Raw genomic sequence first — 26,171 nt, 5'->3', positions numbered from 1 at the left:
CCACCGTCAAAATCATCGTCGTGCATCACCCTTGACTGAAATAATCGGGTATTAATAGAATCGCGCACCCGAGAGGTTTCTATCTGAGGGGTCGCCGAATTAGCCGCTCGCATATTTTGGTCAAGCTGTAACCATAGATAAGAAAGCGGATCGGGTGAATTGTTGTAATAAGTAATTGTTTCGGAGCCGGTGATGGATTGATTCTCATCATTTAGTTCTACGCTTATTCTATAGTTAGCTTGTTGTTGCCAGTACTTATAGCCAGGAGCCCCCGAAGCCGAACGGTACTCATTAGGGGTTGGTAATTCGGGGTCAAGTTGCTCAAACTTACCCTGAAATACTTGAGCGGTAGCAGGAACGTAAAGCCATCCTATCCAACTGATAATCAGTAAATAAGCATATCTCATCATGTGTGTAATTTTCCGTTTCACTCAATAACACGCTAGTCTGCTAAAGTGTTACTATCCTCTTTTTTCAAATGATAAGGGTAAATGGTAGTATTAGGATAATCGCCAGACTTCTTCTTCCTTTTGCCTTCCCACCTGAAGCATCAAGCGAGTTGGGCCAGGAACCAGCACTAAGCGAGTGAGGTGATTGGGATATTCATCTACATCCACAATTACTCCTCCTTCGGCTGCGTGGTAGGTGACTGTATTGTCTTCTTCCTTCTTTACATATTTATTAGCCAGGTAGGCCGTAGGCAGTAGTATATCGTCATCAGGACATAGTTCGTCGTGCACATCGGCTAATATATCTTCTAAAAAATCGCCGTACTTTTCTAGCAGCTCATCCTCTTCATCGTGGATTGCTTCCTCTAAATCGTCGTACTGAGCATCATTATAGTCAATAGTAGCTAGTTTATTTTTTTTCTCTACTAATGCTGTTAATGCTTGTTCCAGTTCTTCGTTCTTCATGGGGTTTGTTTGTTATCTTTTCAACAATTTTAGATAAAATTCATAACATTTAACACAAGAAACAACGATAGGTTCTATTAATTATCTCTTGTCATTCTATGATGGCATAATCTTGCTAATACTTATTCTGAAAAGAGCAATTGAACCAACTGAGAAATCAGTAAATTTTGTAAATTGCCTCTCCGACAACTGCGTAGTCTGCAACTATTTTTTATTGATCTTCAAATATAAAAACCTTTTATTTTCAAGTATGGACCAAGCCGTAAAAACCAAAGCTGAGCAGTGGCTCAATAGTAGCGCTATTGATACTGATAGTCAATCTGAAATTCAACGCCTTCTTAATCAGGATAATGATACTGACTTGATAGAAGCATTTTACAAGGATTTGGAATTTGGAACGGGTGGTTTACGCGGAATTATGGGAGTTGGCTCTAATCGGATTAATAAGTATACGGTGGGCATGGCCACGCAAGGGCTAAGTAATTATTTATTAAAAACATACCCTAATGAGCAGATTAAAGCAGCGATTGCTCACGATAGTCGGAATAACAGTCGCTACTTTGCCGAAGTAACCGCTGATGTATTTTCAGCTAATGGCATTCAGGTTTATTTCTTCGATGGATTGCGCCCTACCCCGGAGCTTTCGTACGCCATCCGCAAGTTAGGTTGCCACAGTGGAGTGGTTTTAACCGCCTCGCACAATCCGAAGGAATACAATGGTTACAAAGCGTACTGGAACGATGGTGCTCAACTAGTACCTCCGCACGATAAGAATGTGATTGAAGAAGTAGATGCCATTGAAGGGCTGGAAGCTGTGAAGTTTGATCGCGATGATTCAAAAGTGGAGATGATCGGGACAGATATTGATAATCAGTATTTAGCTGATGTTAAAGGATTGTCGCTTTCGCCCGAAGCCATCAAAAATCAGCACGATTTGAAGATCGTCTTCACCCCAATTCACGGTACTGGAGTTACATTAGTGCCACCTATACTCGAGAAACTAGGATTTACTAATGTTCACGTAGTAGCGGAGCAGGCAGAGCCCGATGGTAATGGAGATTTTCCTACAGTAGTTTACCCAAACCCGGAAGAAAGTGAAGCACTGAGTATTGCCCTGCAGCAGGCCACCGAAATGGACGCTGATTTAGTGATGGGAACTGACCCCGATGCCGACCGAGTAGGTATTGCAGCGAAAAATCTGAACGGTGAGTTTGAAATACTCAATGGAAATCAGGCGGGTAGTATGCTGGTGCATTATCTGTTAAAGAAATGGAAAGAAGCTGGAAAGCTCGACGGAAAGCAGTTCGTAGCTAAAACTATTGTAACTACCGAACTCATTCGTAAAATAGCTGGGCACTACGGCGTTGATTGCTATGATACCTTAACTGGCTTTAAATACATTGCTGCGCTTATTAAAGACAAAGAAGGTCAGCAAACCTTTATTGGCGGGGGCGAAGAAAGTTACGGCTACCTAATTGGAGATTTTGTGCGCGATAAAGATGCGGTAGCTTCTTGCGCTATGATTGCCGAGATGACCGCCTACGTGAAAGATCAGGGAATGACTTTATATGATTTTTTACTGGAAACCTACGAGCAGTTTGGCTTATACCGCGAATCGCTGGTTTCTTTTACCAAAAAGGGGAAAAGTGGCGTAGAAGAAATTCGCCAGATGATGCGTGAGCTGCGAGAAAATCCTCCGAAAACCATTGTTGGCGAACAAGTAACTACTGTAATAGACTATTTAGAAGGTACTGAAACCGATATTGCTTCTAGCAATCAAAAACCCATTGAGTTTCCGGAGTCTAATGTACTACAATTCTTTACCGAAAAAGGTACCAAAGTATCTGCTCGCCCTTCCGGTACCGAACCTAAAATCAAATTCTATTTCAGTGTAAATGATCAGCTTTCGACTCAATCTGATTTTTCTCAAGAGTGGAGTACGCTGGGGGATAAAATAGATTCGGTAATTAAAGATATGAAGTTGAAATAGCCAAGGTTCCTTCTTGCCAATCAATTGAGTTTCAGTTTTCTAGGTAGGAGGGAGCATATCTGGATTTTTTTAAAAATTCAGCTATAATCTTACAGAGGTAAGTTATATGGTACCGAATAAGCTGAAGAACAACCCTTTTGAGTCATTAAGCTCATGTTTTCAGCCAAAAAGAGGTGATAATAGCAATTATACTATAAGCTAATAAACATAATTTCATGTAATAAATAGTTTCTTTCGTATAAATTCTTGTACAATTCTTATGAATTAAGTCAATATTTTCTTAATTTAGCTTTTGAACAAAGGCGGATATCATTATACTAACTGCTATGTCCTATAAAGAAAAACAAATCGAAAAAAAGTATTTTTCTATCGGTGAGGTAGCTAAAATATTAAATGTTGCTGCTTCGCAGATTCGCTTTTGGGAAGGGGAGTTCGATATTATTAACCCTCGGAAAAATAGAAATGGGAAGCGGCAATTCACTAAGGAAGACATAGAAAAGGTAAAGCTGGTCTATCACTTAGTGAAGGAAAAGGGATATACGTTGCAAGGAGCCAAAGACAAATTGAAGAGTGGTACTCAGGCGACCAAAGATACTATGGAAATGATCGACACCCTGAAAGAGGTTCGCGCTTTTTTGGTTGACCTAAAGGAAAAAATGGATTAGTGGCGTTAGAGGTAAACAATACGGTTAATACGGCAGCTTATGCCATTGCGCTTAGCATGACTCCCATGATTGGTGGAGCTACAGCCCGTCAGCTAATTAACCATTGTGGGTCGGTAGAAGCAATTTTTCGCGACAAATCTCACCATCTGAGCCGAATTCCGGGTATTGGCCCGAAAATAATTAGTTCTTTAAAAAATAATCAGCACTTACTCCAGAAGGCCTACGAAGAAATTGACCGCTGTCATCAGCAAGAAATAATAATTCTCGACTATGAACATCCTCAGTATCCAGAGCGTCTTCGTCATATTTATGATATTCCGTTGGTACTGTACTATAAAGGCCAAGGTAATTTAAACCACAAGCGGGTAATTAGTATTGTGGGCACCCGTCAGGCTACATCGTACGGTTTAGATACCGTAGAAGAGATTGTAGCAACACTGGCTAAGCAGAATGTATTGATTGTGAGTGGCTTAGCCTACGGAATTGATATTCACGCACACCGGATGGCTGTGCGTTACGGGGCACCAACTGTAGCAGTAATGGCTAATGGAATAGATCAGATTTACCCAGCTATACATCAGAAGGATGCCTGGGGTTTTATTGAAAACGGCGGTTTACTTACCGAGAACCCTCTAGGCACTAAACCTGAAGCGAAGAAATTTCCGGCTCGTAACCGTATTATTGCCGGTTTGGCCGATGCGGTGGTGGTAGTAGAGGCTGCCTCTAAAGGTGGAGCCTTGATTACCGCTAATTTGGCTAATGATTATGATCGTGAAGTTTTTGCGGTTCCAGGAAGCATTAAAAATCAGTATTCACAAGGGTGTAACCAACTGATCCAGCAACATAAAGCGCACTTGCTAAGCCGGGGTGAAGATATTATTACTATGCTTAACTGGGATTTGGAGAAGAAAAAAACTGGCACAGCCGCTCAATCTCAGATTTTTAAGCTGCCAGAAGATCTGAGCGATGATGAGCAAAAGGTTTACAAAACACTTACTCAGTACCCTGATGGTTTAGTATTAGATAAAATCAGTTGGTACACTCAACTATCAGTATCACAACTAGCAGCAATACTATTAAACTTAGAATTTAAACAATATGTGCGGGCCCGGCCCGGAAACAGGTATCAACTTCGAACAGTATGAATGAACAACGCGGGAAAGAATTGAGCTATGGAGAGTTACCAAGATTATTATCAAGTTCTGGATGTAGGCTATAACGCTTCATCAGAAGACGTAAAGTTGGCTTACCGTCAGTTAGCCAAACGTTATCACCCCGACGTTAATGCGGGTGATAGAGATAAAGAAGAGATGTTTAAGCTCGTTAGTGAGGCTTACAACGTTCTTTCTAATACTGATAAAAAGGCATCTTACGATTTATCGCTACTGTTAGGGCTATACGAGGATGAGAAATCGCGATCTTCCCGTGCTACTAAAGCACGTACTCAACCTCAGTACACTTACCGCCCCCCGGTTTCAGTTTATTATTCCAAACTCACGTATGTGGGGATGACCATACTGATTTTAACTTTAGTTGCCTCTATTCTACTGGTTCCGATAGGTTTATCACGTTACTCTTCCTCTTATCATTACGATAAAGGACTAGAGTACTATCAGAATGAGCAGTACTATGCAGCACTTAATAGTTTAGAGCGGTCGGTTCTGGATTTTGGTGGCAAAAATGTAGAAGCTTGTCTACTGGCAGGTACTATCTTAAGTGAAGAATACGGTCAATTCAAATATGCTATTGAGTATATAGATCGGGGTATGGAAGCTGCTTCATCTGATGGAGAAAGAGTTCAATTACTCTATAGTAAGGGGTTGTATTTAAGAGGTAGTGCTGACTATAATGGAGCCATTGAACAGTTCAGTAAGGCATTGGAGCTATGGCCCCAGTACGATAGCCTGTATTTCGCTATTGCTAGTATCTATGCGTTTAATTTAGATCAGTACGAAAATGCTATTATATACTATAAACAACTGCAGGCAGATGGAAAAAAGTTTGATGAAGCAAATTACGGGTTAGCTTACTGTTATTACAAGCTTGGAGAGGTTGACCAATCGGCTCGCTATATCAATAAATACATTGTAAACTATGGCATCAATGCTGAAGCATACCTACTACGGGCGAAGCTAAACGCTAAACAGGGCGATAACCAATCAGCTTGTGAGGATGTAAAAAAAGCCTCCCGGTTACATTCCGGTGAGGCTGAAAATTTAGTTAAATACTACTGTATGTAAGGTAATTACTTAATTAACCGCTTTATTGCATACCTGACGGATTATTTCGTAGGCTTTTAAATCCCCTAACTCTCCCGCTTTACTTAGATCTAAACAGCCCTCTTGGTGTAAGCCTCGCTCAATCCGGATTACTCCACGCAAATAATATGCATCGGGGTTTTTAGGATTTAGCTCAATAATCTTAGTGAAATCATTGATAGCATCTTCGTAAACCTGTAGTTCACGGCGCGCTTTTCCTCGGTAATAATAAGCCTGAATAAGGTTCTTATTAAGAGTCACAGCTTCACCATAGTCAGCAATAGCTCCGTAGTAATCCTGTAGGGAAAACTTCACGTTCCCTCGCTCAAGATAAGCCTCAGCAAAGCTCGGATCGGTCTCAATAGCAAAGTTATAATCCTTCATAGCTCCGTGATAATCCTCAAACACAGTTTTAGTCTTTCCTCTTAAGTAGTACGCATGAACATTAGAGGGGTCAAGTTCAATAGCGCGGTTAAACGCCATAATAGCCTCTTTGTACGAACCCTCCTCAAAATATACACGACCTTTACTAACTAAATCATCTGAGCCAGAAAATGCTGATACTGAGTAAGACGAAATAAAGGATAGACATACAATACACGTAATAGTTATGCTCTTCACTCCTCTCATACAATTTATATTCATGTTCATCACCGTTATCATATACGCAAAAGTGAGCATAAACAGTGAATTCTTATAAAATGCTAGTGCCAGCTAATGTAACTTTACTATGATAATTACGATTTAGGTAGCAAAAATCTATAAATCAATCCAATTAATGTCTTTCTTTAATAGAGCGAGTGTTTTTGCTTCTAAGCTATTGGAAGGTGGGATGTGGTTGTACTGCCAGGTGGCTAAAGGAGGTAAGCTCATTAGTATCGATTCAGTGCGTCCGCTCGTATCTAACCCAAACTTAGTGCCCTTGTCTAATACTAGATTAAATTCTACGTAGCGCCCTCGCCGGAGGTACTGCCACTGTTTATGCTGATCTTCAAAAGGAAGATCTTTATTCTTGTTCATAAAGTAAGTATAAGTAGGAGCGAACGCTTGCCCAATTGCTTGTACAAAAGCGAATATATCAGACTTTTGCTCTTCTTTTTGAGCAGTTAGGCGATCAAAAAATATTCCACCAATACCGCGGGTTTCCTGGCGGTGTTTAATATAAAAGTAGTCATCAGCCCACTTTTTATAACTGGGATAATAGGATGAATTGAAACGGTCACAAATATCTTTAAGAGTAGCGTGAAAGTATTGGGCATCATCTTGATCTACGTAATGAGGTGTTAGGTCAATACCACCACCAAACCAGTAAACTCCGCTACTCATTTCAAAGTACCGAACATTCATATGAATAATAGGCACAAAAGGGTTGTGGGGATGTAATACAATAGAAACGCCAGTAGCATAAAAATCAGACGGCTCTAATTTAAGGGCATCGAGAATTTTAGCTGGGGTTTCTCCGTGTACGGCAGAGAAACCAACTCCGCCTTTCTCTATAACCGAGCCATTATTAATAACGCGAGAGGTACCACCGCCCCCACCCGGACGCTCCCAAACATCGGGAATAAATCGTCCGCTACCATCAGCCTCCTCCAGCGTTGTACATATACTACTTTGAAGACTCTCGAACCATTCTGTTATTTCTTCTTTTGTAACCATTATGCTAAAAATTGATGAACCCTCTGCCTTCGCGAAGATAATAGTTTAGCAAATATGATTCATATAAAGATAAGATTCACGACAGATGGTTTTCACAAGTAGTGAGTTTGCACAAATTAGATAAGATCTTAAGTAAAGAAGATACTTACAGTGACTTAACTGCCAATGACGACATATTAATACGCCCTTCATGGTCAGCCGATATAGCAATTGAAGCACTCCAGTTGCTTTTAGCAATGTCATTGACCGACCTAAGTCGCATATAGTAGAGCTGACCTGGTATTAATGTGTTAACAGGTAATGATATAGCGTTGCTGTTGGTAGTCTGTTCTTGTACCAAGTGTTGAGAAGATAGTTCTTCCAAAAATATTTGCACTTGATAAGCTTGAGCCAATTCAGAGGGTGGCCATTGAATCTGGGGTTGTTTAATACTTTTTTGATAATTTAATCGTATATCCTGTGCATTAGGTGCACTCAGACGGTTAGTTATCGCAATATCATCCAGAAACGCTCCGCTGGCAAAACCAACTGAACCTAAAAAGCTACGATCGCCCGTATGCTGAAAACGGATAATAAATTGATCGGTGTAGTTGAATGCCAACGCTTCTACTAAAGAATCGAGGTTAATAGAATGGTGCATATATTTTTGGGATACCGATGAACGGTAACTATACGCATGTCGGTAGCTTTTTCCACCATCTTGACTAATCCAAATGCCGTCCTCCTCTCGGTTTTCTGTGGTGTGATTATACATGCGGAAGTTTAGCTCAAGGTCTGATTGATAAGATAAGTCCAAGTGAAGATCATAGGCGCTAACGGATGGTTCTCCATCGTGCTTTCTTCCCAACGCTAAAGCATAAGAGTGACTGTCACTCGCTAGCTTTACTATCTGAGCACTAGCATCAGGGCAGATTAAATCTTCACTAGCAGTTTTTGCTAGATCACCTATTCGCCAGTACTTAGCCAGCGAATCGGATTCAAAGGTTTCTACAAAAGGTAGTTTTGCGTAGTACTGACGTTGAGGTTCCTGAATGCTAATATCGTCTAAATAAAAGCCATCACTCACTGTGCGAGTGCCCTTGAAATCATCATCGTCGTGCTGTTGAAATCGGATAACAAACTGGTCCGTTAATGTTAGCTGATGGGCTATTGCTATTGCTTTAATATTTAACGCATCAAATTTACCCCAATCTTTAGTAGTCCAATGACTGCCGTCGAGTTGAAGAACTTTAGTGAAGCATTTTCCACCGTCATTACTAAAATAAATACCATCCTGTGGATGAGTTTCGTCGTTATGATTGAATATCTTAAAACTTAGCTCAGGATTTTCGGTATTGCTCAAGTCAATATGCAGATCCAGAGCGTTAGTATTATACAAACGGTCTACTGTATTGCCCAGCGCTACAGCATGTCCCGTGGAATCGGATACTAAAGCTATGAATCCGGTAGGGCTTACCGCAACCGCAGTATCCGCTGCATTCGGCATACTTATTTTCCAATAAGGAGCTAGTGATTCCTGCTCAAAATCTTCAAAAAATGGATAGGCTGCGTAGGTAGTGGTAACTTCGCGAAGTTCAATATCATCAAGATATATGCCATCACTGCTAAGGCGACTCCCTTTAAAGTCATCATCATCATGCTGTTGAAAGCGAATAATAAATTGACTGGTTAGAGGAACATTGTGTTGACGAGCTAGGTGATTAATATTTATTGGTGGATAAGCCCCAAAAGTCTTTTTTCGCCAAGCTTCAAGGTCGAAACTGAATACCTTGGTGAAGTGCCGCCCGCCGTCGGAACTGAAGAAGATACCATCTTGCGGATGGGTTTCGTCAAAATTATTTAGTATTTTAAATAAAAGCTCAACTTCTTTTTGGGTTGATAAGTCTACTCGCAAATCAAGGGCATTAGTAGTAAGTTGCTTATCGTGTTGGCTACCCATTCTAAGCACATCTCCGCGTAGAGAATCATAATAGATAGATTCTACTACTCCAAAAGGCGAAAATTGCTGATCTGATTCGGTAATGCTTCCGACGGATAGTGCAGAATGCCAAGTTGTATCTTCAAAATTTTCTTTAAATGGGATTCTAGCATAAGTATCATCAGGGGCTACTACTCGAATATTGTCTAGTTGTATACCATCACTGTATTGAGCACCTCCGATAAAATCATGGCTGCCATATTGTTGGAAGCGTATAACTGTTTGCCTACTAAGAGAAAGACTCTTCTTTTGAGCAAGTAGCGTCAAATCCAGGAAAGGAATTGTTTTCATCGTTCGAGCATTCCACTGGCCAAAGGAGAAGCTGTAGACTTTAGTAAAAATTTTTCCACCGTCAACGCTAATATAGATACCATCTTGTGGATGAGTTTCTTCTCCGTAGTGAGCAATATCAAATTGTAGCAAAATGCGAGAATGAAGAGATAAATCTAGCGGTAGGTCCAGGCGATTTATTACCAGCTTCCTAGTGCCATCGTGAAGTTTCCCCAATCGCATTACATGATTACTATCGGCAGCGGCAAACCTGTGCACGTCAACTAAGCCATTGTCCTTTCCCGGTGCAGCAACCCAAACGTCTGATACAGCAGTTGATTCAAAATCATCGGAAAAAATAATATTCTGGGCTAAAATAGAAGTAGCACTTAAATAACTGATAAAGAAACAAGCAGTAAATATTTTTATTTCTTCCATTTAATTATTCATGTAATATTTAACACTAAAGTACATAAAAATATTTAAATATGTAAAATAAAAATTATATTATTTATATTTATAGTGCTAAATAAGCTGTTGCGCCGTTGCTGCTAGTGAGTAATGGATAGGGGTAATTTAGTGCTAAGATGGGAAAAAAGTTGAAGAAGTAAAGAAATCGCACTTATTAAAATGGGTAGCCAATTCCAATATTTAGCACTCCATTGGCAATTTCATCCCAAAGGTCAAACTTCTGACCAATCCACCTTCCGGTAGGTTCTTCATCACCTCGATCGTAAACCTTGCGGGCGGGATCATAGATCTTTATACCGTAGTCGAAGCGAAGAATAAGGAACGAGAAATCAAAGCGGAGGCCCGCTCCTGCACCAACAGCAATCTGAGGAATAAATGTATTGAAGGCAAACTGAGCCGAGCCCTGACGTGGCGAGTTAATACCGGAATCGGTTCGGAATTCTCTCAAGCGCCAAACATTTCCAGCATCAACGAAGAGTGCGCCATTCACAAAACCAAACAACTTCTGACGATACTCCACACTAGCTTCCAGCAGTACTTCTCCTGGTTGCTCAAGATTGTAAACGAAATATCCACTAGAACCTACACTATCAGGGCTAATAGACCCTGGGCCTAAGCGGCGGGGAAGCCAAGCCCGAATACTGTTACTTCCTCCCGCGAAAAAGTATTTTTCGTAGGGTAAAACCTGATCTTCAGGATCTCTATTGTAAGGAAAAGCAACGCCAACGTTTACACGGTAGGCCAAAGTTTTATCTCTAGATAGCGAAATATATTGACGGAAATCAGGGTTAAACTTCAAAAACTTAAAGTAAGCTAGGTTGGCATCATCTAAAGCTTCAGTTCCGAAGAAGTTAAGTAACGTTCCCCCACTTTCAAGGAATAGTCTTAAATACGAGGGGGTTCCGCGAGTTTGATTGCCAAGCAGATCAGTAGATCCGTAATTGTTAAAGTTAAGCGTGGCAGTAAAACTAGTACTAGTCACAAAAGATGGCTCAAAAGAGCGATTTAACGGGATACCGTAGGTTTCTAAGCTATTATCAAGGATGGTACGGAAAGTATCTGATTTAATTCTAGAGTCAATGAAGTTGAAGTCAACCGGAGTTAAAACATACTGAGCTTTTTGCCCTTTTTGCCAGGTGTAGGCCATCGATGTTTGAAAGTTTGTTCGAGTATACTCGGGTCGATCTACGTAGTTATAACCAGTTTGAAGGCGAGTTTTTGGGTTTAACCTACCTAAATCTTGTTTCCAGCGCTCGGGAAGAGGAAGTATAAACTGGGGAAAGGTAAGCGAAAGATTGCCTCCAGCTTCTCGGCTAGCGAAAACTCCGCTGTTGGTTGCCTCTCCAACCACGGGGGGCACTCCCTCAATTCCGGCTCGCCCGCTGAGTTCTAGAATTTCTAATCCGCCGAATACATTTCGCACCTGTAGCGAAGCATTAACAAACGGCCCCGGAAGTCCTTGACTCACATTTAAACCTACCTCAGTTGAGGTTTGGAATTTTTTAAGCGGGCTAGCATAAATATTAGCAATAAATTTACCACCCGTAGTATCATAATTAATATTAATAAACTTAAAAACGTCTAAGTTAGAAAGTTGTCGTTGAGTCTCTAACGTCTGCTCTCGGCTGTATAGGCTATCTCGGTGAATTAGTACTCGGCGGCCAAGAATTTTTTTGTAGTACTGGTAGCGGTGGTAACGATAAGGAACATCATCAAATGTGCTTACCTTCCTTTCTCCACTGTACCCGCGTACGTCGGCATCGGTAGTAAAAATAATGGAGTCTAGCTCAAACTGCTTATGGAAACCTCGTTTGGCTGGCTCGCGCACAAGGGTATATATTCGCACTTTCCGCTTGCCGATGGTAGAATCTACCCGAAATTCAACGTATTGCCGACTAAAATCATAATAACCATTGTTTTTGAGTAAGTTTTCAATGCTCTCGCGCAATCGCCCCAGCTCATCTTGATCATAAATCTGATTTTGTTTAACTATTTTCCCCTTAATTTTGTCCTGAACGAGGTTAAGAATCGTGGTATCATCACTTAAATAAGTAATTGAATCAATTCGATAAGGTTCTTTCTCTATAATCGTGTAAATAGAGGTCACTTGTCGGTCATCCACTCGGACTTCATGGTTAACCTCGCCCTCAAAGAATCCCTTAGTATGTAGGTAACTTTCCATTTGACGCCGAGCGGTTTCAGCTTTGCTGCTGTCATAAACCGACAAAGGTTCTCCCCAACGCATAAATAAATTACCCTCCTCTTTCTTCTTCTCGAGCTTAGCTAATTTTTCATCTTTTTTCCGCTCAAGCCGTTGCACTTTTCTATCTTTTCCTTTGCTTTGGGCTTTGGCAGTCTTCTGTTTATACTGCTCGCGAACTTGCTCAGCTTCCTGCTCTATTTCTTCTGGATCGTAGTTTTTCTGACCTTCCTGGTACAACCAGACATACGGAGCTATTGGAAGAATGGGTAAGCGACTATTAGGTTCCTGACGATAAAAATCGCTCAGTTCGCTTTCATTTACTCGTTTAGCACTCTTAATTTGCTGTTCGTAAAGTAAATATTCGCCTTGATCTAGATAGCGAGTTCCTAAGCATCCCGTTGCTAATAGACTTACTAAAAACAGGGATATATTGTATATACTTGGTCGAACAGTCACAGATTGCTTATAAAAAATACGTTATTACTGGTATGGTTCCTAAAAAAACGCTGAAACTAATAAAATCTCTTCAGCTAAAAAAATACCGATACCAAGAAAAGTTATTTTTAGTAGAAGGAGCTAAAAGTATTGTTGAGCTACTTACTTCTTCACTCAGGGTTAGAACGCTAATCGGTACCTCAGTGTTCACCAATCAGCATATATCATTGATTAAAAGGTATTCGCCAAAGTTAGAACTATATCAAGCTGAAGAACCTGTCGTTTCATCAATAAGCTCATTTAAGAATAACAATGCAGGTATCGCAGTTGTTGAGATGCCCGTATTACAAGTGCCATCAACTTTAGTAGGCTATGCTTTGGTGTTGGACAATATTCGTGATCCAGGTAATTTAGGAGCTATTATTCGGATTGCTGACTGGTACGGTATCTCTACGATTATCTGTTCGCCAGAAACTACTGACGAATTTCATCCTAGAGTAATTAGTGCTAGTATGGGTTCCTTTCTTCGCGTTGCTGTCTATCGAACTGAGCTAACCTCATATTTACAGGCAACAAAACTTCCGGTTTACGGCACACTGGTGAACCAAGGCACATCCGTACACGATTTAGATTTTGCGGGGCAAGGGTTGATTCTACTGGGAAATGAGTCGGAAGGAATAAGCGAATCGGTAAAAAGCTATATCACCAATGCGGTATGCATTCCTCAGTTTGGTAAAGCAGAATCGCTAAATGTCAGCATGGCCGCCGCCGTAATTTGCGATAATATGAAACGGAATACGGAAGGGAACTTAGGCTGATTTCATCGATAAATAGTGTATCTCCATACTAGAAAAAAGAAGTATCATGACTAGCCTCAGCCACCATTTCTTCGGAAAGGGCTTGGCCTAAGTAGCGGTCAATAACGTAGTGAGCTACGTAGAGCAAGGGAGTAATGGCAATAGCAATGATGAACTTATATGTATAGTTAACAATACCTACTGCAATCACTTGAGAAATTGACCAGCGGGTACCTGCGGGGGCAAGCAGGTAAAATGCGATAAACAGTACTAAGTAGCTGTCAATTAGCTGGGAAACTAAGGTAGATCCTGTCGCTCGTAGCCAAATACGGTTACTACCCGTTATACGTCTTAACTTCTGAAACACAAAAACATCCAATAGTTGACCCAATAAAAATGCAACAAGGGAACCAACAATAATTCCCATTCCCTGGCGGTAAACTTGGTTAAAAGCAAAATCAATGTTAAACGGATTACCCTGAGCGTCTTCACTATTTACGTCCAACCAAAAATCTGCGGGAGCTAAGTTGGTGGTAATGGAAATTGCTACGAAGGCATACGCAATAAAGCCAGCGGTTAAAAAGCTAATTTTACGAACACCATTCTTTCCATAGTACTCATTAATAATATCGGTGGTGATAAATACTATCGGCCAAAGTACTACTCCGGCTGAAAGATTAAAATCTAATACAAAGTTGCCTAACAACTGTAGTTGCGCTCGGGGAGTGCCTAAAGTGTCTTCCAGCGAAAATATTTTAACTCCAATAAGCTCAGCGATGATAGCATTCGTGAGAAAAATTCCGCTAAGTACAATAAATAAGTTTGACTTCTTGCTAGAGGAGGAAGCGGTATGAGACATTATTCCGGTATCGTAAAATCTTGACCTTCTGTCGCTAACAAGGTGTTACTAAAAACGGTTTTAGCTTCTTCCAAAAGGGGAGATAGGTCGCGATAACGGCTGGAGAAGTGACCAATGAGTAGTATGTCAACCTTAGCTCGTTTGGCAATAGTTGCTGCCTGTAAAGTAGTACTATGGTAGCGCTGTTCAGCTAGTTCGCGCTCTTGGTCCATAAAAGTGGTTTCATGGTAAAGCAGATCTACTTCACTAACCCATTCAGCCAGCAGCTCGAAGTACCGGGTGTCCGCACAATACGCGTAGCTACGACTTTTGCGAGGTGGCAAGGTATATTTTTCGTTTTGATAGCGAATGGTTCCGTCGGTATTCACCACATTCTGACTATTTTTTAACGCAATAATATCCTCCACCGAAAGGTCGGCGGGTATGGTTTCTTTATTGATACGCCGAGGCTTAGGCTTTTCCCTGAATAGAAAACCCCAGCAGTCAATCCGGTGCTGTACCGGAAAAGCAGTTACCGAAAGTTGAGCATTCTCAAGAATGGTGTTCGGTTCAGTAGCATACAGTTCTACAAAATGGATAGGAAACCCCAATACCGTTTGTGACGCTCTAAAATGAGCGGTTAATACATCACTTAGTTTTGGTGGGCCATACAAAGTAAGTCCATTTTTTCTCCCCATCAGGCCAAAGGTATTTAGCAAACCGATTAGCCCAAAGTAATGATCACCGTGAAGGTGACTGATGAATATCTGACTAATTCGGCTCGTTCGTACTCGGTATCGACTCAGTTGCATCTGGCAACCTTCCCCGCAGTCTATTAGAAAATAGTGAGAACCTACTGTAAGTAGCTGACTCGTTGGGTAGCGACCAAACGCGGGAGTTGCTGAATTAGAACCGAGTATTTTGAGTTGAAAAGACAATAATTAATCCTTACCGTTCTCGCTTTCAGAAGCTTCACTATTTAGATCATTCTCTAGTTGATTCAGAAATACAGCATCTACTGCTTCCTGAGGAGTAGGGTAGATGGTAAGTACGCTATCCAATTGAGAGATTTTTACTAGCTTTACTACGTGGTCGTTTAGGGCGGAGAGCACGAAAAACCCGCCATCTTCACGATATACTCGGTTACCTACTAAAAGTGCACTTAGCCCTGAAGAGTCGGTGTATTTTACATTAGACATGTCGAGGATCATATTCTGCGCTCCTTCGGCATGCATGGTAATGAGTTCTGACTTGAGTTCAGGAGCTACTGAAGCATCTAATTTTTCCTCGCTGAGTTTAACGATTGTGTATTTTTCTTGTTTATCAACTGCGTATTTCATGGGCTAAAGCCAGATTAGTGTGAATTAAATTGTAAAGTTAACTATAGGGTATTCATTATGTTTTTCTCAATTCTCTGTAGTATGTCACCGGTTTCATTTCGGACAAATTTTCGGTCGACTAATTTCTCATACAGTTCGATGTAGCGGTCTGAGATACCCCCTATTACTTCGTTAGTCATCTCCGGTATTTTCTGCCCTTCTTTCCCTTGAAACCCTTCTGAAATGAGCCACTGTCGTACAAATTCCTTCGATAGCTGTTTTTGTGGTTCGCCTTTTTCCTGCCGCTCTTCGTACCTATCGGTGTAGAAGTAGCGCGAAGAGTCAGGCGTATGTACCTCATCAATCAAATGAATTTCACCTTCAAAGGTACCGAATTCATATTTAGTATCCACTAAAATTAAACCTCTGTCCTGAGCATAACGCGATCCTAAATCAAATAATTGTCGGGTATACATTTCCAATTGCTCATATTCTTCTTTTGAAACAATATTTTGCCGAATAATTTCTTCGCGAGAAATATCCTCATCGTGTCCTTCCTGAGCTTTAGTAGCCGGAGTAATGATAGGCTCAGGAAACGGATCATTTTCTCGCAATCCCTCGGGAAGGGGTATTCCGCAAAGGGTTCGTTTCCCAGCTTGATATTCTCGCCATGCGTGCCCCGCTAAGTAACCCCGAATTACCATTTCAACAGGGTAGGGGCGACAACAAAACCCGGCCATCACATTAGGGTCAGGGGCATTTACTACCCAGTTGGGAACGAGATCAGCAGTAGCAGTCAGAAATTCAAAAGCAATTTGATTAAGTACTTGCCCTTTGTAGGGGATAGGCTTAGGCAGTATAATATCGAAGGCCGAGATACGGTCCGTAGTAACCATAAATAGCTGATTACTTAGGTAGTATACATCGCGGACTTTGCCTCGGTAGAAATCCGTTTGGCCAGGAAACTGAAAGTTTGTTTCAGAGATAGTTTGGCTCATAGAGTGAAAAGATGAAAATTGCTTTTATAAAAAAAGGTGGCACAAATTTACAAATTATAACGATTTTGTGCGATCTTCTGATGTTTATTGCGCTGAACAGCCGACTATAAATGAGATATGTTATTGTAAAGCATGGATTTGATTGGGTCTTGGCTCTGGTTCTGCTACTCATTTTAACCCCAATGACTGGCGGATTATTATTGCTCTTAAGAATAGCTGGACAAGAACACCCCGTTTTTTCTCAAGCTCGAGTAGGGTATCGGGAACAAATTTTTGTTCTATATAAAGTTAAAACAATGTACCCAACTGAAGTGCTTAAACAAAGAGCTTGGCTTAGTGATTTTTGCCGATTTCTGCGTCAGTACTCTATAGACGAAATACCCCAGTTATGGAATGTGTTACGAGGAGATATGTCACTGATTGGCCCGCGTCCGTTGTTGGTAGAATACTTACCGCTTTACAGTGAGCAGCAAAAAAAACGGCATCAGGTAAGGCCCGGTATTACTGGATGGGCACAGGTACACGGCCGTAATACACTGAGTTGGCCCAAGCGGTTTGGGTTGGATACTTGGTATGTTGATAACTTTTCTCTAAAGCTAGACATCAAAATCCTAATCAGAACCGTAGTCCATTTGGTACATCCTCAAGGAGTGCGCCCAGAAGGGTTAGCTGATTTTGAGAAATTTCAGGGTAATTCGACTAATTTGTAGTACTTAGACGAGTGAGCTGCTTTACTAGCGGAGTATCTTGAATAAGTATGAGCGGCGAAATTTCTGTCTGTTCTTCTAAAAGATAGTAGTTTTTAGCATATTCAAGATAAAGTTTACGACCGCTTTCTGTATTTAGCGCAATAATTTTGTAAGGCTCTTCTGCAAAATATCCGTGCAGAAACAGCTTATCATCGTAAAATTGGTAATGAAACGGATATACTTCATCTAGCACACGTTCTACGCTAATGTTAGACTCACCAGAATCATTCGTTTGTAGAGCTTGCTTCTGAGGTGTTTCAAAATCACTATAATCTAATTGAACCGCATCTTCAGAAAATTCAGCAGTAACCGCCGGGCGACGAATGGTAGGTAACTCCCGGACAGCAGGTTGCTGAGTTTTAGTCGGGCGGGCGTCAGCCACTAAGGTGTTATCATCAAGTTCAGCAATTACTACGTCAGGAATAGCTCTCGAAGTTATTGTTGGCTTAGGAGGCTCTACTACTGGCTGCTCATCCGTAGTAGGTGTGTTGGATAAAGCTATATCTACCGGCGTAAGAATGCTGGTATCGGAAGGAGTAAGTGCCAAATACGTGCCCACTGAAGTGATGAATAGAGCAGATACTATAGCAGCTATTCTAAAAGGTGATCCAATCACCCAAGGCGATTGATCTACCGGCACTTGATTTAAACGAGCTTTAATTTTTGCCTTTCTGGTTTCACCTATTGCCTGAAAGATCTCTTGCTGGAGTTTTATTTCGTTTTGCAACAAGGGGTCCTGCTGCATCTTTTCGTCAAATGCAATCCGTTCAGTCTCGGAGAGTTTACCTTTCAGATAGTGGTCTACTTGTTCAGAATATGTAAATTTTTGATCCATAAAGTCTAATCTAAAAAATCACTGGCTGAATAATTGGTTTTTACTAAGTTATCCAACCGCTTCTTACATTTATACTTCTTCGTTTTTGCCGTTTCTGTATTCGCAAATCCTAACTTTTGGGCAATATCTTGTAAAGACATATCGTCAAAGTAATAGTACATCAGTATCTTTTGGCAAGTATCACCCAATTGTTGAATACAATCTCGAATAATTTTATTTCGCTCTTGGCTTTCATTGTCAATATATTCAATACCATCTTTCTCTTCGTGGATTAGTCGGCCTTTCCGATCTAACTCTTTGCGCCATAAATTCAAGCAAATACTATAAATATACGTACTAATCTTAGAGGTAAGCACCAATTGGTGACTCACCGCTTTCTGCCAAAAAACAATTAGCGCGTCCTGATAAATATCTTTTGCTTCTTGTTCGGTGCCATTATTTTTAATGATCGCTCGCGTCATCATACGGTAGTACTTTCGATACAACTCATCCAACGCTTTTTCATCTCCTCGGCTGATGCGATCTAATATGACACTGTCTTTCATTACAAAAGCCTACATAGGTTAATACTATAACTCAGCAAAACGTAACCGCCAACGTAAGGTATTTCTTCAATAACATCATTTTCGGCTATTACGCTAATATTTACTTAACGCTTAATTTTCCCATTTACTACAAATAAAGCAACTTTCATTCTACTTATCTATTGTATTGAAATAATTGCTTATGCATGTAATTTTACAAACGAAAATTAATAAAATCATAGTTCATTGGCATTTACTAATTTCCTGAGCTACCTTTTTAACTGGAATATACCCTTGCTCATGTTCCCAAGAATTATATATATACGTGGTGATTTGAGCTATCTCGATATTGGTTAGCCGCTCGTTGGCTGGCATAGGTTGATCATAAGCTTTCCCATTAACAACAACCTCCTCGTTTAGACCATACTTAATGATGCAAAGCGTTCGGGATAGACTTTCTAACATATAGTCGGACTGTGACAAGGGTGGAATCAATTGACCCAATCCAGTTCCATCGGGTTGGTGGCAATTACTACAGTGGGTTGCGTAGAGCTGTTGCCCTTGAATCATGTATTGTTCGTAGTGTAGCTTATCAGCCCGACTCAGATTTTGGGTTGCCGAGTTTTGGAACTTACCACCGTCGCAGCCAGATAAAAACCAACATGTAAAGAGTACAACGCCTAGTTTCATGAAGAAGCCATTCGTTCTTCTTTCTGAAGTAAGCGGCGAATATCATTAATAAGAACATCTACTTGTTCGGTAACGGTGCCATCGTACGTACCGCGGATGCGCCGCTGCTTGTCTACTAAGATAAATGCGCCACTGTGGATGCGCCCCCCCGGAGCTTCTTCGTCTTCCATAGCGGTTACCATATAACTTTTAAGTCCAATGTCAAATATTTCATCTTTATTACCAGTAACAAAGTGCCAAGTGTCACTATCTACTCCTAACCGCTGGGCGTAGTCGTGTAACAAACCTACGGTGTCGTACTCCGGATCGATAGTATGAGAGAGAATAGCTACTTGCTCATTGTCCTTAAATTCTTCGTATACCCGAAGCATTTCCTTCTTCATAATAGGACAAATGGTAGGGCAAGAAGTGAAGAAGAAGTCAGCTACGTAGATTTTATCCTCAAACGTGGCGGGAGTGATTTTGCTACTATCCTGATTAACGAAGGCGAAATTAGCTATTTGATGGTATACCGTATCTTGAAGTTGAGCATCGTAATAACGCTCACCATAGATAGGAAGAGTAGCAGCTTCTTGAGATGACGGAGCACTACAAGAGTATATTCCGCTTATAGAGAGGCAAATGGTAGTAATTGTGATCAGGTTTTTCATAGCTATAGTTTGTAGAAGGGTAACGATGTAAAGAATGAGCAAATTCCCGTTTTGCACTAAATTTTACCTTTGGTTCGGATTCGCTTATACAATTGGATAGCTATCATCAGAACTACGGCAAAAATAATTAAGCCCACTAAGCCATAAACCATGCTAAGAGTGCTCTTTAGCACAACGAGAAAGACCACCGCTACTAAAATAATAGTCGCTACTTCATTCCAGATTCGTAGTTGCTGCGAGGTATAGCGTACTTCACCAAGCTGAAGTTGACGGTAAATACGATGACAAAGTAGATGGTAGAGATACAGCACTACTACAAATCCTAGCTTAATCCACAGCCAACTGGGCATGTTGTTAGCGTAAAAATGCAAAAAATAACTACCGAGCAGTAAAGTAATTATAGCGGAGGGCCAAGTAATACCAAACCAAAGCCGCCTAGACCATAATGTGAGGTTCTCAAGTAGAATAGATCGCTTAGGTTCAGACTCAGCGTGCGCTTCTACGGTATAAACAAAAAGACGGACAATATAGAAAAGTCCGGCAAACCAAGTAACAACAAAAATTATATGAATTGCTTTAATGTAGGAATAGGCCATGCGTATGTAATTGCGACTTCAAAGATACGCAGTGCCAAGGAAGATTGGTAGCAAAAATGGTGGGTTAAAATTTAAAGTTCTGAGTTTCTAGTTTTAAGCGTATTGAAGTGAGTACAAACTCAAGACTATAAGCTTTTAACTATTACAGTCGGTCGCGGATAGGTAGATTGATAAACACATTAGTACCTACCCCTTCTTCACTCTCCAACCAAATACTACCCTGATGCTTCTCTATAATATTTTTAGTTAAATATAATCCTAATCCAGCCGATTCTTCTCCATTAGTTCCACGACGAGCTGCCTTAGTGAACTTGCTAAATAAATACGGGCGAAGCTTTTTAGGAATACCGATCCCTTGATCGGCGACAGAAATATTAGCCACATTAGCGTAGCGAATAACTTTAATAACCACCTCACCATCGGGGTGAGAAAATTTAATAGCATTCGATAGAATATAAGAAAATGCCCGCTGTATGGCCTGAGGATCAATTATGATATGAATAGCCTCATCTATATCCTCAAAGTGAAGTTTGACTCGTTTTTTATGGATGGATTCCAAATCATAATCATTCACCAAGTCTGACAAAAAGCGATTTAAGTGAGTAGGTGAGGGTTTGAGATTAGGATTTTCCTCATAACAACGATCCAGATCAATCAAATTATGAATAATACTTTTCAGATCGGAGCAATCTTGCTCAATAGTAGAAAAATACTTTTTATGATCTTCACCAGCCGTACTTTCAAAAAAAGCAGTCAATGTTTGGTTGCATGAGCGAATCCGAGCGATTTTATTCTGTAACTCTCGCCCGATTTGGGTTAATACCTCTTCTCCCGAAACTGAATCATTAATCATAGTGACCTATAGTAAGTACCTGTTATTTAGCTCTTTACAATTTTACCAAAAGAAACCCTAATATTTATATTAGAAAATTGAAATTCAGCAGCTATGTACTATATCTTTATATAATACAATCCATGCAGAGATGCATGTAATAGCAAGAGAGCTTTACTACTGTGGAGCAAGAGTAAACTATAGACGACTATACTTAGTAGAACGTTTATCTACCAATAGTATAAGTTAGCGAAAAACCAGGATGTATAATTATGATGATAGTTGCCAAATAGTAGCTTCGTAGAAACCACGCGACGAAAATGAAGTGCTATTTTGATAAAGAAAATTGATTGATTTATGCTTTAAAAGGTGTTTTAAACTAAAGTGTTAAAACTTCGCAAAAAAAAGATGTAAATAAGTAAAAACTTTATTTCTGAAGTTTGAATATATTTTAAAATAATGAAAATAATTATTCAAATAGGGCAAAAAAAAGCTATTTTTGGTAAGCAGTAGAGTTACAACTACACCATTTCTACCACTAACCTAAAACAGTATTATGCAAAAGTTAACTGCCAACCTAACAACCTTAGTGTCTTTAGTAATTTTATTCTCAGGATGTGAACATATTTGTGATTGTAAAGATGACGATCCTGATCCCTGCGCTTTTTCCTACGAAAGCGTAGTATATACTCCCGATGGAGCCCCCGGCGATCAACTCGTCTCTCCCATGTTTGATAGTGAAATGCCCGAGGGTAGTTTCTCCGTTACGCCTAGTGGTTTGGCGATTGATACTGAAACTGGGGTAATCGATGTAAACGCCAGCGAGTACGGCAAAGAATACGTAGTGAAATTCCGCATCAAAGAATCGGAGGTGGTTTGCGAAACCAATATTTTTATTGATGAGCCTAAGGTTGAGACTTGCGATCTGAATTACGAGACGCAAGTAGTTTTTCCTGGTGAAAAGGAATTTTTAGCACCGTTGTTTGCCAGTGGCTACGTTCCGGATGGAAACTTTAGCGCGTACCCTTCTGGCTTAGATATTAGCCCGGAGAAAGGTATCGTAAATATAAAGACCAGTACTTCTGGGGTTCAGTACTTCATTACTTACATCTCGAAGGATAAAAAGACAATTTGCCAAACCACTTTACTGATTACTGGAGTGGACTATCCTGAGCGAATTATTAACTTTGACAAAGAAGAAAGTATTTTAAGTCCGGAATTTAATGAACCGGATGATAGCCGCCTTACTTTTGGTAGCTACGAAGCTTCACCTTCTGAGTTGGTTTTTGTAGAAAACCAGCAGGGGCAGTTAGACGGTTCCATTAACATTCGGGAAACAGTGATTGCAATTCAAGATCAAGAATTTCAAGGTGAACAACTCCCTGAAGGCTTTGCTCGGGATTATACCATTAATTATGTATTGTTTGATGATAATGAAACTACATCTTCGTTAGAACTACGCCTATACTACTATAGTAGCTTAGAGGCGGTGCGAGAGTTAGCCCCAGAACTACTGGAAGCTATTGAAGATCGGGGGCAATCAGCCGACAACGGACGTATTGAGAAGAACCCTCGATACGTTATTGCAATAGGTGATGCTAGATAGATATTAAAGTAATATAGTGTGAAAGAAATATGCCAAAAGTACTCGTAGTTCAGTTTGGTATACTTTTCGGCTGCCTTTTCCCTCTTATTGGCCAATCGCAAGTCGGCGAATCTACTGCGGAGAAATATTTCGCGAGAGGGGAGGCTCTTTTTGATCTTGATAATGCTAGTGAAGGAACATATGACGTTGCTATTGCCCACTACCAGAAAGCGATTGAGTTACTACAAGATAAAGCTCCTAAAGCTTATACATTAGCACTCTGCTATCAGCGGATCGGTAGTATATACCTTAATCGAAATGAGTTACAACTGGCCAAACAGCAGTACCGTAAAGCTTTAAGTATTAAGATTGGACTTAACGTTGCTGACTCTTCTTTGTATAACGAGTATGTATTTTTGGGGAATACCTACTACTATCTGAGCAATTACGATTCAGCTGGTTATTACTATGATAAAGCGGAAGAAGTAGTAGTAAGCTACGGTGAAAACCTGGAAGACATTGAAAGACTATACAACTCTTTAGGAGCATTCAACTTCTCATTGGGAAATTATCGGCAAGCAGTTATCTATTACGATAAGGCACTATTGGTCATGCCTCAACAGGGTTTTGATTATGTAGCGGCTCAAGTAATATTTACCCTTAACATAGCTGTTGCTTTCGCTAAGCTAGAACATCATCAGGAGGCTATACAGCGTTATAAAAGTGTTCTGAAGTACCAAACTTATCTGCCTTTTTTGTATCAGGGTTTAGGTAACTCGTATATTGCTTTGCAGGAGTACGATAGTGCATCAGTCTATCTTTGGAAGGCCCAGCAAAATCCCTACTCGATGCTAGAAATGCCCATTAATAACAGCCTGGGTACATTGTTCCTTAAGACACATCAATTCGACTCGGCTATTAACTACTTTCAAAAAACAATTAAGGTTAATATAGACGGTGTAAAGGGTAAAAATACCTACATCGCCAGTGCGTACCGGAGTTTAGGTGATATAGCAATCGCTCAAGATAATATTTGGCAGGCATTAAACTACTATCATAAAGCTCTCATTAATACTACTTTTGGATTTGATGAAACTGATGTAACAAAAAATCCAGATAATAGACATCAGGCTATATTACCATTAAAGCAGTTTAAAGTTTTACAGAGCAAAGGAAATGCTTTCGTAAAATACTACGGACAGAATCAGGATACTACTAATCTACTGCACGCGCTAAATTGCTTTCAAGAGGCAATTCGAGTGGCGCGGTATACGCAGAAGACTTATGACAATGAGGAAGCTAAGCTGTTTTTTGTCAATCAGGTGCATTCGTTGTACGAAGACGCTATTCGCACGGCGTACCATTTATATCAACTTTCGGGTGATAATAGCTACGCCGAATTGGCACTACAGTTTTCGGAAAAGAGTAAAGCCTCGGTGTTGACCGAAATTTTGCGGGAAGTAGATATTAAAACTTCGGGGGAAGTAAATGATAGCTTGGTCAGCGAAGAGAAATTGATTAAGCAGCAAGTTACTGCTAACCGTCTAAAACTAGTAGAAAGCAGTGATTCGGCTCAAAACGAAGAATACCGGCAGAAAATAAATGATCTGGAAATTGCGCTGGCGCGGACAATAAAACAACTCCAGCAAGACGAAAAATACTATCAACTTAAGTACCAAGAGGATACTATTGACTTAGCCGCCTGGCAATCGCAACTGCTAAATCATGAGGACCTATTGCTAGAATATTTCATGGGTGAGGAGCAACTCTACGTTTTTGCGATTGAGCAGAATGCTCTAGCAATGCACCAAGTAACACTAGATACCGCATTCAGAGATACTTGGAAAAATGTGCAAAATCATTTGTTTGCCTACGACTACGGCGATAAGTATCAGAACCAGTGGAGTGTACAGTTGTACAAAAAGCTGATTGAGCCAGTTGCTGAGTCTCTTGCTCAGAAGAAGCGGTTAATTGTGATCCCCGCCGGAGAGCTAAGTTACCTTCCGTTTGAGATGTTAGCGAAAGATACTCAAGAGGACAAATTTTTGCTGCATGATTATACTATCAGCTACGCCTTTTCCGGCACATTGCTGTACAATGCTCACTTACGAGAAACCGCTCAAGCAAAAAATCAGGAGGTGTTGGCGATGGCTCCTTTTGCGGGCCGTAACGTCGGTTCGGTCCGAGACAATTCATTAAGTCCATTGTATTTCTCTCGGCAAGAAGTAGCTAGTGTGGGGGGGAGTTTATACCTAGAGGAAGAAGCGACCAAACAGCTATTTTTAGAAATTGCCGGTTCTTATAACATTCTACACTTGGCCACCCATGCCTCGGTGAATGATGAAAATCCGCTGCAATCCTTTATTGCTTTTTATCCTGAGGATAAGCAGTCTATCGTTGGGCACCGGCTCTATACGCACGAGCTATACAACTTGCGATTAGATAGTGTAAACCTAGTCGTTCTCAGCTCTTGCGATGCGGGTAATGGCCGTTTGGTGAAGGGAGAGGGAATTATCAGTTTGGCTCGGGCTTTTGCTTACGCGGGTTGCCCTAACATTGTTACTACCCTCTGGAAGGCGGATGACAAAGCAGCGTCGGACATCGCATCGCAAATGCATTACTACCTCAAAAAAGGCTACACCAAAGATGAAGCCCTACGGCAAGCCAAGCTTGACTATTTACGTGACCCCGAAACGAAAGAGCTGCGTACGCCATACTACTGGGCAAACTTTGTTTTTATCGGCGATCCGGCCCCGATTTACCGTAATTATTCCTGGGTGTGGTGGCTTGTGGCCGGACTAGCGGTTGTGTTAATTGCCGGAGCGGTTATTACAATAAAGCAGCGAATACGTTCTAGCCGACAAACTGCCTAGTGCCCGGTTAACATTTAAAATTAAAATTTAATTGATAGAGCA

The 26,171-nt window shown here is 40.7% G+C and carries 23 protein-coding genes and 1 pseudogene; 8 read left to right on the top strand and 16 right to left on the bottom strand.

Going from position 1 to position 26,171, the window contains the following annotated elements; genetic code table 11:
• A pseudogene (locus WBA23_RS17165) lies at positions 1–410 on the bottom strand (M1 family peptidase); the annotation flags it as partial.
• Between the two features lie 90 nt (positions 411–500).
• Positions 501–914 (bottom strand): hypothetical protein, encoded by a 414-nt coding sequence (locus WBA23_RS17160; RefSeq protein ID WP_424583512.1) that lies wholly within the window; start codon positions 912–914, stop codon positions 501–503.
• A 250-nt stretch (positions 915–1,164) separates the two neighbouring features.
• On the opposite strand from WBA23_RS17160, the gene WBA23_RS17155 reads away from it, so the two are divergent.
• From WBA23_RS17155 to WBA23_RS17140, 4 genes are all read left to right on the top strand, one after another.
• The gene (locus tag WBA23_RS17155) at positions 1,165–2,904 is read left to right on the top strand and encodes a phospho-sugar mutase (RefSeq protein WP_424583511.1); all 1,740 of its coding nucleotides are present in this window, start codon (positions 1,165–1,167) and stop codon (positions 2,902–2,904) included.
• Positions 2,905–3,230: 326 nt separating this feature from the next.
• Positions 3,231–3,569 carry a MerR family transcriptional regulator gene (locus tag WBA23_RS17150; protein ID WP_424583510.1) on the top strand — a complete coding sequence of 113 codons (339 nt, stop codon included), beginning with the start codon at positions 3,231–3,233 and terminating at the stop codon, positions 3,567–3,569.
• Entirely contained in the window at positions 3,569–4,714 is a 1,146-nt protein-coding gene (gene dprA / locus WBA23_RS17145; protein WP_424583509.1) for a DNA-processing protein DprA, read from the top strand. The genes WBA23_RS17150 and dprA overlap by 1 nt, the downstream gene beginning before the upstream one ends.
• Before the next feature lie 27 nt (positions 4,715–4,741).
• Positions 4,742–5,809 (top strand): J domain-containing protein, encoded by a 1,068-nt coding sequence (locus WBA23_RS17140; RefSeq protein WP_424583508.1) that lies wholly within the window; start codon positions 4,742–4,744, stop codon positions 5,807–5,809.
• A gap of 9 nt (positions 5,810–5,818) precedes the next feature.
• On the opposite strand, the gene WBA23_RS17135 is transcribed toward WBA23_RS17140, so the two are convergent.
• The 4 genes from WBA23_RS17135 to WBA23_RS17120 form a co-directional block, all read right to left on the bottom strand.
• On the bottom strand, positions 5,819–6,457 hold the full coding sequence (locus tag WBA23_RS17135; RefSeq protein WP_424583513.1) for a tetratricopeptide repeat protein: 639 nt from the start codon (positions 6,455–6,457) through the stop codon (positions 5,819–5,821).
• Between the two features lie 129 nt (positions 6,458–6,586).
• On the bottom strand, positions 6,587–7,486 hold the full coding sequence (gene hemF, locus WBA23_RS17130; protein WP_424583507.1) for an oxygen-dependent coproporphyrinogen oxidase: 900 nt from the start codon (positions 7,484–7,486) through the stop codon (positions 6,587–6,589).
• A gap of 145 nt (positions 7,487–7,631) precedes the next feature.
• Positions 7,632–10,172, bottom strand: a complete 2,541-nt coding sequence (locus WBA23_RS17125; protein WP_424583506.1) for a fibronectin type III domain-containing protein — start codon at positions 10,170–10,172, stop codon at positions 7,632–7,634.
• 187 nt (positions 10,173–10,359) lie between these two features.
• Complete coding sequence (locus WBA23_RS17120; protein WP_424583505.1) at positions 10,360–12,864, bottom strand: BamA/TamA family outer membrane protein; 2,505 nt, start codon at positions 12,862–12,864, stop codon at positions 10,360–10,362.
• Positions 12,865–12,896: 32 nt separating this feature from the next.
• On the opposite strand from WBA23_RS17120, the gene WBA23_RS17115 reads away from it, so the two are divergent.
• Entirely contained in the window at positions 12,897–13,661 is a 765-nt protein-coding gene (locus tag WBA23_RS17115) for a TrmH family RNA methyltransferase (RefSeq protein ID WP_424583504.1), read from the top strand.
• A 28-nt stretch (positions 13,662–13,689) separates the two neighbouring features.
• Here the strand turns inward: WBA23_RS17115 and WBA23_RS17110 are convergent, their stop codons facing one another.
• From WBA23_RS17110 to WBA23_RS17095, 4 genes are read right to left on the bottom strand one after another with little or no spacing between them, the layout of a single operon-like run.
• The gene (locus WBA23_RS17110; RefSeq protein ID WP_424583503.1) at positions 13,690–14,499 is read right to left on the bottom strand and encodes a queuosine precursor transporter; all 810 of its coding nucleotides are present in this window, start codon (positions 14,497–14,499) and stop codon (positions 13,690–13,692) included.
• Positions 14,499–15,416 carry a ribonuclease Z gene (locus WBA23_RS17105; RefSeq protein WP_424583502.1) on the bottom strand — a complete coding sequence of 306 codons (918 nt, stop codon included), beginning with the start codon at positions 15,414–15,416 and terminating at the stop codon, positions 14,499–14,501. The genes WBA23_RS17110 and WBA23_RS17105 overlap by 1 nt, the downstream gene beginning before the upstream one ends.
• Positions 15,417–15,419: 3 nt before the next feature.
• Positions 15,420–15,818 (bottom strand): STAS domain-containing protein, encoded by a 399-nt coding sequence (locus WBA23_RS17100; protein ID WP_424583501.1) that lies wholly within the window; start codon positions 15,816–15,818, stop codon positions 15,420–15,422.
• Between the two features lie 41 nt (positions 15,819–15,859).
• Positions 15,860–16,795: a phosphoribosylaminoimidazolesuccinocarboxamide synthase gene (locus WBA23_RS17095; RefSeq protein ID WP_424583500.1), complete on the bottom strand. Its 936-nt coding sequence runs from the start codon at positions 16,793–16,795 to the stop codon at positions 15,860–15,862.
• A gap of 110 nt (positions 16,796–16,905) precedes the next feature.
• Here WBA23_RS17095 and WBA23_RS17090 point away from each other — a divergent pair, with 110 nt between their 5' ends.
• A complete protein-coding gene (locus WBA23_RS17090) occupies positions 16,906–17,505 on the top strand; it encodes a sugar transferase (RefSeq protein ID WP_424583499.1) in 600 nt (199 codons plus the stop codon).
• Here WBA23_RS17090 and WBA23_RS17085 read toward each other — a convergent pair.
• From WBA23_RS17085 to WBA23_RS17060, 6 genes are all read right to left on the bottom strand, one after another.
• Positions 17,495–18,379, bottom strand: coding sequence for a hypothetical protein (locus WBA23_RS17085; RefSeq protein ID WP_424583498.1), 885 nt, complete (start codon positions 18,377–18,379; stop codon positions 17,495–17,497). The genes WBA23_RS17090 and WBA23_RS17085 overlap by 11 nt on opposite strands.
• 5 nt (positions 18,380–18,384) lie before the next feature.
• Positions 18,385–18,924, bottom strand: coding sequence for an RNA polymerase sigma factor (locus WBA23_RS17080; RefSeq protein WP_424583497.1), 540 nt, complete (start codon positions 18,922–18,924; stop codon positions 18,385–18,387).
• Between the two features lie 222 nt (positions 18,925–19,146).
• On the bottom strand, positions 19,147–19,593 hold the full coding sequence (locus tag WBA23_RS17075; protein ID WP_424583496.1) for a c-type cytochrome: 447 nt from the start codon (positions 19,591–19,593) through the stop codon (positions 19,147–19,149).
• Positions 19,590–20,243 carry an SCO family protein gene (locus WBA23_RS17070; protein ID WP_424583495.1) on the bottom strand — a complete coding sequence of 218 codons (654 nt, stop codon included), beginning with the start codon at positions 20,241–20,243 and terminating at the stop codon, positions 19,590–19,592. Before WBA23_RS17070 ends, WBA23_RS17075 begins: the two co-directional genes overlap by 4 nt.
• Before the next feature lie 56 nt (positions 20,244–20,299).
• Positions 20,300–20,839 carry a CopD family protein gene (locus WBA23_RS17065; RefSeq protein ID WP_424583494.1) on the bottom strand — a complete coding sequence of 180 codons (540 nt, stop codon included), beginning with the start codon at positions 20,837–20,839 and terminating at the stop codon, positions 20,300–20,302.
• Positions 20,840–20,981: 142 nt separating this feature from the next.
• The gene (locus WBA23_RS17060) at positions 20,982–21,692 is read right to left on the bottom strand and encodes a sensor histidine kinase (RefSeq protein ID WP_424583493.1); all 711 of its coding nucleotides are present in this window, start codon (positions 21,690–21,692) and stop codon (positions 20,982–20,984) included.
• 535 nt (positions 21,693–22,227) lie between these two features.
• Between WBA23_RS17060 and WBA23_RS17055 the strand changes: the two genes are divergently transcribed.
• Together WBA23_RS17055 and WBA23_RS17050 are read left to right on the top strand one after the other, a co-directional pair.
• Entirely contained in the window at positions 22,228–23,277 is a 1,050-nt protein-coding gene (locus tag WBA23_RS17055) for a hypothetical protein (RefSeq protein ID WP_424583492.1), read from the top strand.
• Positions 23,278–23,306: 29 nt separating this feature from the next.
• Positions 23,307–26,129, top strand: a complete 2,823-nt coding sequence (locus tag WBA23_RS17050; RefSeq protein WP_424583491.1) for a CHAT domain-containing protein — start codon at positions 23,307–23,309, stop codon at positions 26,127–26,129.
• Positions 26,130–26,171 lie beyond the last annotated feature (42 nt).

This window comes from Tunicatimonas sp., assembly GCF_049647865.1.
Classification (GTDB): domain Bacteria; phylum Bacteroidota; class Bacteroidia; order Cytophagales; family Cyclobacteriaceae; genus Tunicatimonas.
Note: the sequence above shows the minus strand (reverse complement) of the source record. Positions and strands in the feature narration are given on the sequence as shown.

Excerpts from the sequence above, each read along its gene's own strand:
- WBA23_RS17095 (WP_424583500.1), bottom strand. The coding sequence starts at position 16,795 with ATGAGCCAAACTATCTCTGAAACAAACTTTCAGTTTCCTGGCCAAACG.
- WBA23_RS17085 (WP_424583498.1), bottom strand. The coding sequence starts at position 18,379 with ATGGATCAAAAATTTACATATTCTGAACAAGTAGACCACTATCTGAAA.
- WBA23_RS17155 (WP_424583511.1), top strand. The coding sequence starts at position 1,165 with ATGGACCAAGCCGTAAAAACCAAAGCTGAGCAGTGGCTCAATAGTAGC.
- WBA23_RS17125 (WP_424583506.1), bottom strand. The coding sequence starts at position 10,172 with ATGGAAGAAATAAAAATATTTACTGCTTGTTTCTTTATCAGTTATTTA.
- WBA23_RS17055 (WP_424583492.1), top strand. The coding sequence starts at position 22,228 with ATGCAAAAGTTAACTGCCAACCTAACAACCTTAGTGTCTTTAGTAATT.
- WBA23_RS17065 (WP_424583494.1), bottom strand. The coding sequence starts at position 20,839 with ATGGCCTATTCCTACATTAAAGCAATTCATATAATTTTTGTTGTTACT.
- WBA23_RS17135 (WP_424583513.1), bottom strand. The coding sequence starts at position 6,457 with ATGAGAGGAGTGAAGAGCATAACTATTACGTGTATTGTATGTCTATCC.
- WBA23_RS17070 (WP_424583495.1), bottom strand. The coding sequence starts at position 20,243 with ATGAAAAACCTGATCACAATTACTACCATTTGCCTCTCTATAAGCGGA.
- WBA23_RS17160 (WP_424583512.1), bottom strand. The coding sequence starts at position 914 with ATGAAGAACGAAGAACTGGAACAAGCATTAACAGCATTAGTAGAGAAA.
- WBA23_RS17075 (WP_424583496.1), bottom strand. The coding sequence starts at position 19,593 with ATGAAACTAGGCGTTGTACTCTTTACATGTTGGTTTTTATCTGGCTGC.
- WBA23_RS17090 (WP_424583499.1), top strand. The coding sequence starts at position 16,906 with ATGAGATATGTTATTGTAAAGCATGGATTTGATTGGGTCTTGGCTCTG.
- WBA23_RS17110 (WP_424583503.1), bottom strand. The coding sequence starts at position 14,499 with ATGTCTCATACCGCTTCCTCCTCTAGCAAGAAGTCAAACTTATTTATT.
- WBA23_RS17115 (WP_424583504.1), top strand. The coding sequence starts at position 12,897 with ATGGTTCCTAAAAAAACGCTGAAACTAATAAAATCTCTTCAGCTAAAA.
- WBA23_RS17050 (WP_424583491.1), top strand. The coding sequence starts at position 23,307 with ATGCCAAAAGTACTCGTAGTTCAGTTTGGTATACTTTTCGGCTGCCTT.
- WBA23_RS17140 (WP_424583508.1), top strand. The coding sequence starts at position 4,742 with ATGGAGAGTTACCAAGATTATTATCAAGTTCTGGATGTAGGCTATAAC.
- WBA23_RS17150 (WP_424583510.1), top strand. The coding sequence starts at position 3,231 with ATGTCCTATAAAGAAAAACAAATCGAAAAAAAGTATTTTTCTATCGGT.
- WBA23_RS17080 (WP_424583497.1), bottom strand. The coding sequence starts at position 18,924 with ATGAAAGACAGTGTCATATTAGATCGCATCAGCCGAGGAGATGAAAAA.
- WBA23_RS17100 (WP_424583501.1), bottom strand. The coding sequence starts at position 15,818 with ATGAAATACGCAGTTGATAAACAAGAAAAATACACAATCGTTAAACTC.
- hemF (WP_424583507.1), bottom strand. The coding sequence starts at position 7,486 with ATGGTTACAAAAGAAGAAATAACAGAATGGTTCGAGAGTCTTCAAAGT.
- WBA23_RS17060 (WP_424583493.1), bottom strand. The coding sequence starts at position 21,692 with ATGATTAATGATTCAGTTTCGGGAGAAGAGGTATTAACCCAAATCGGG.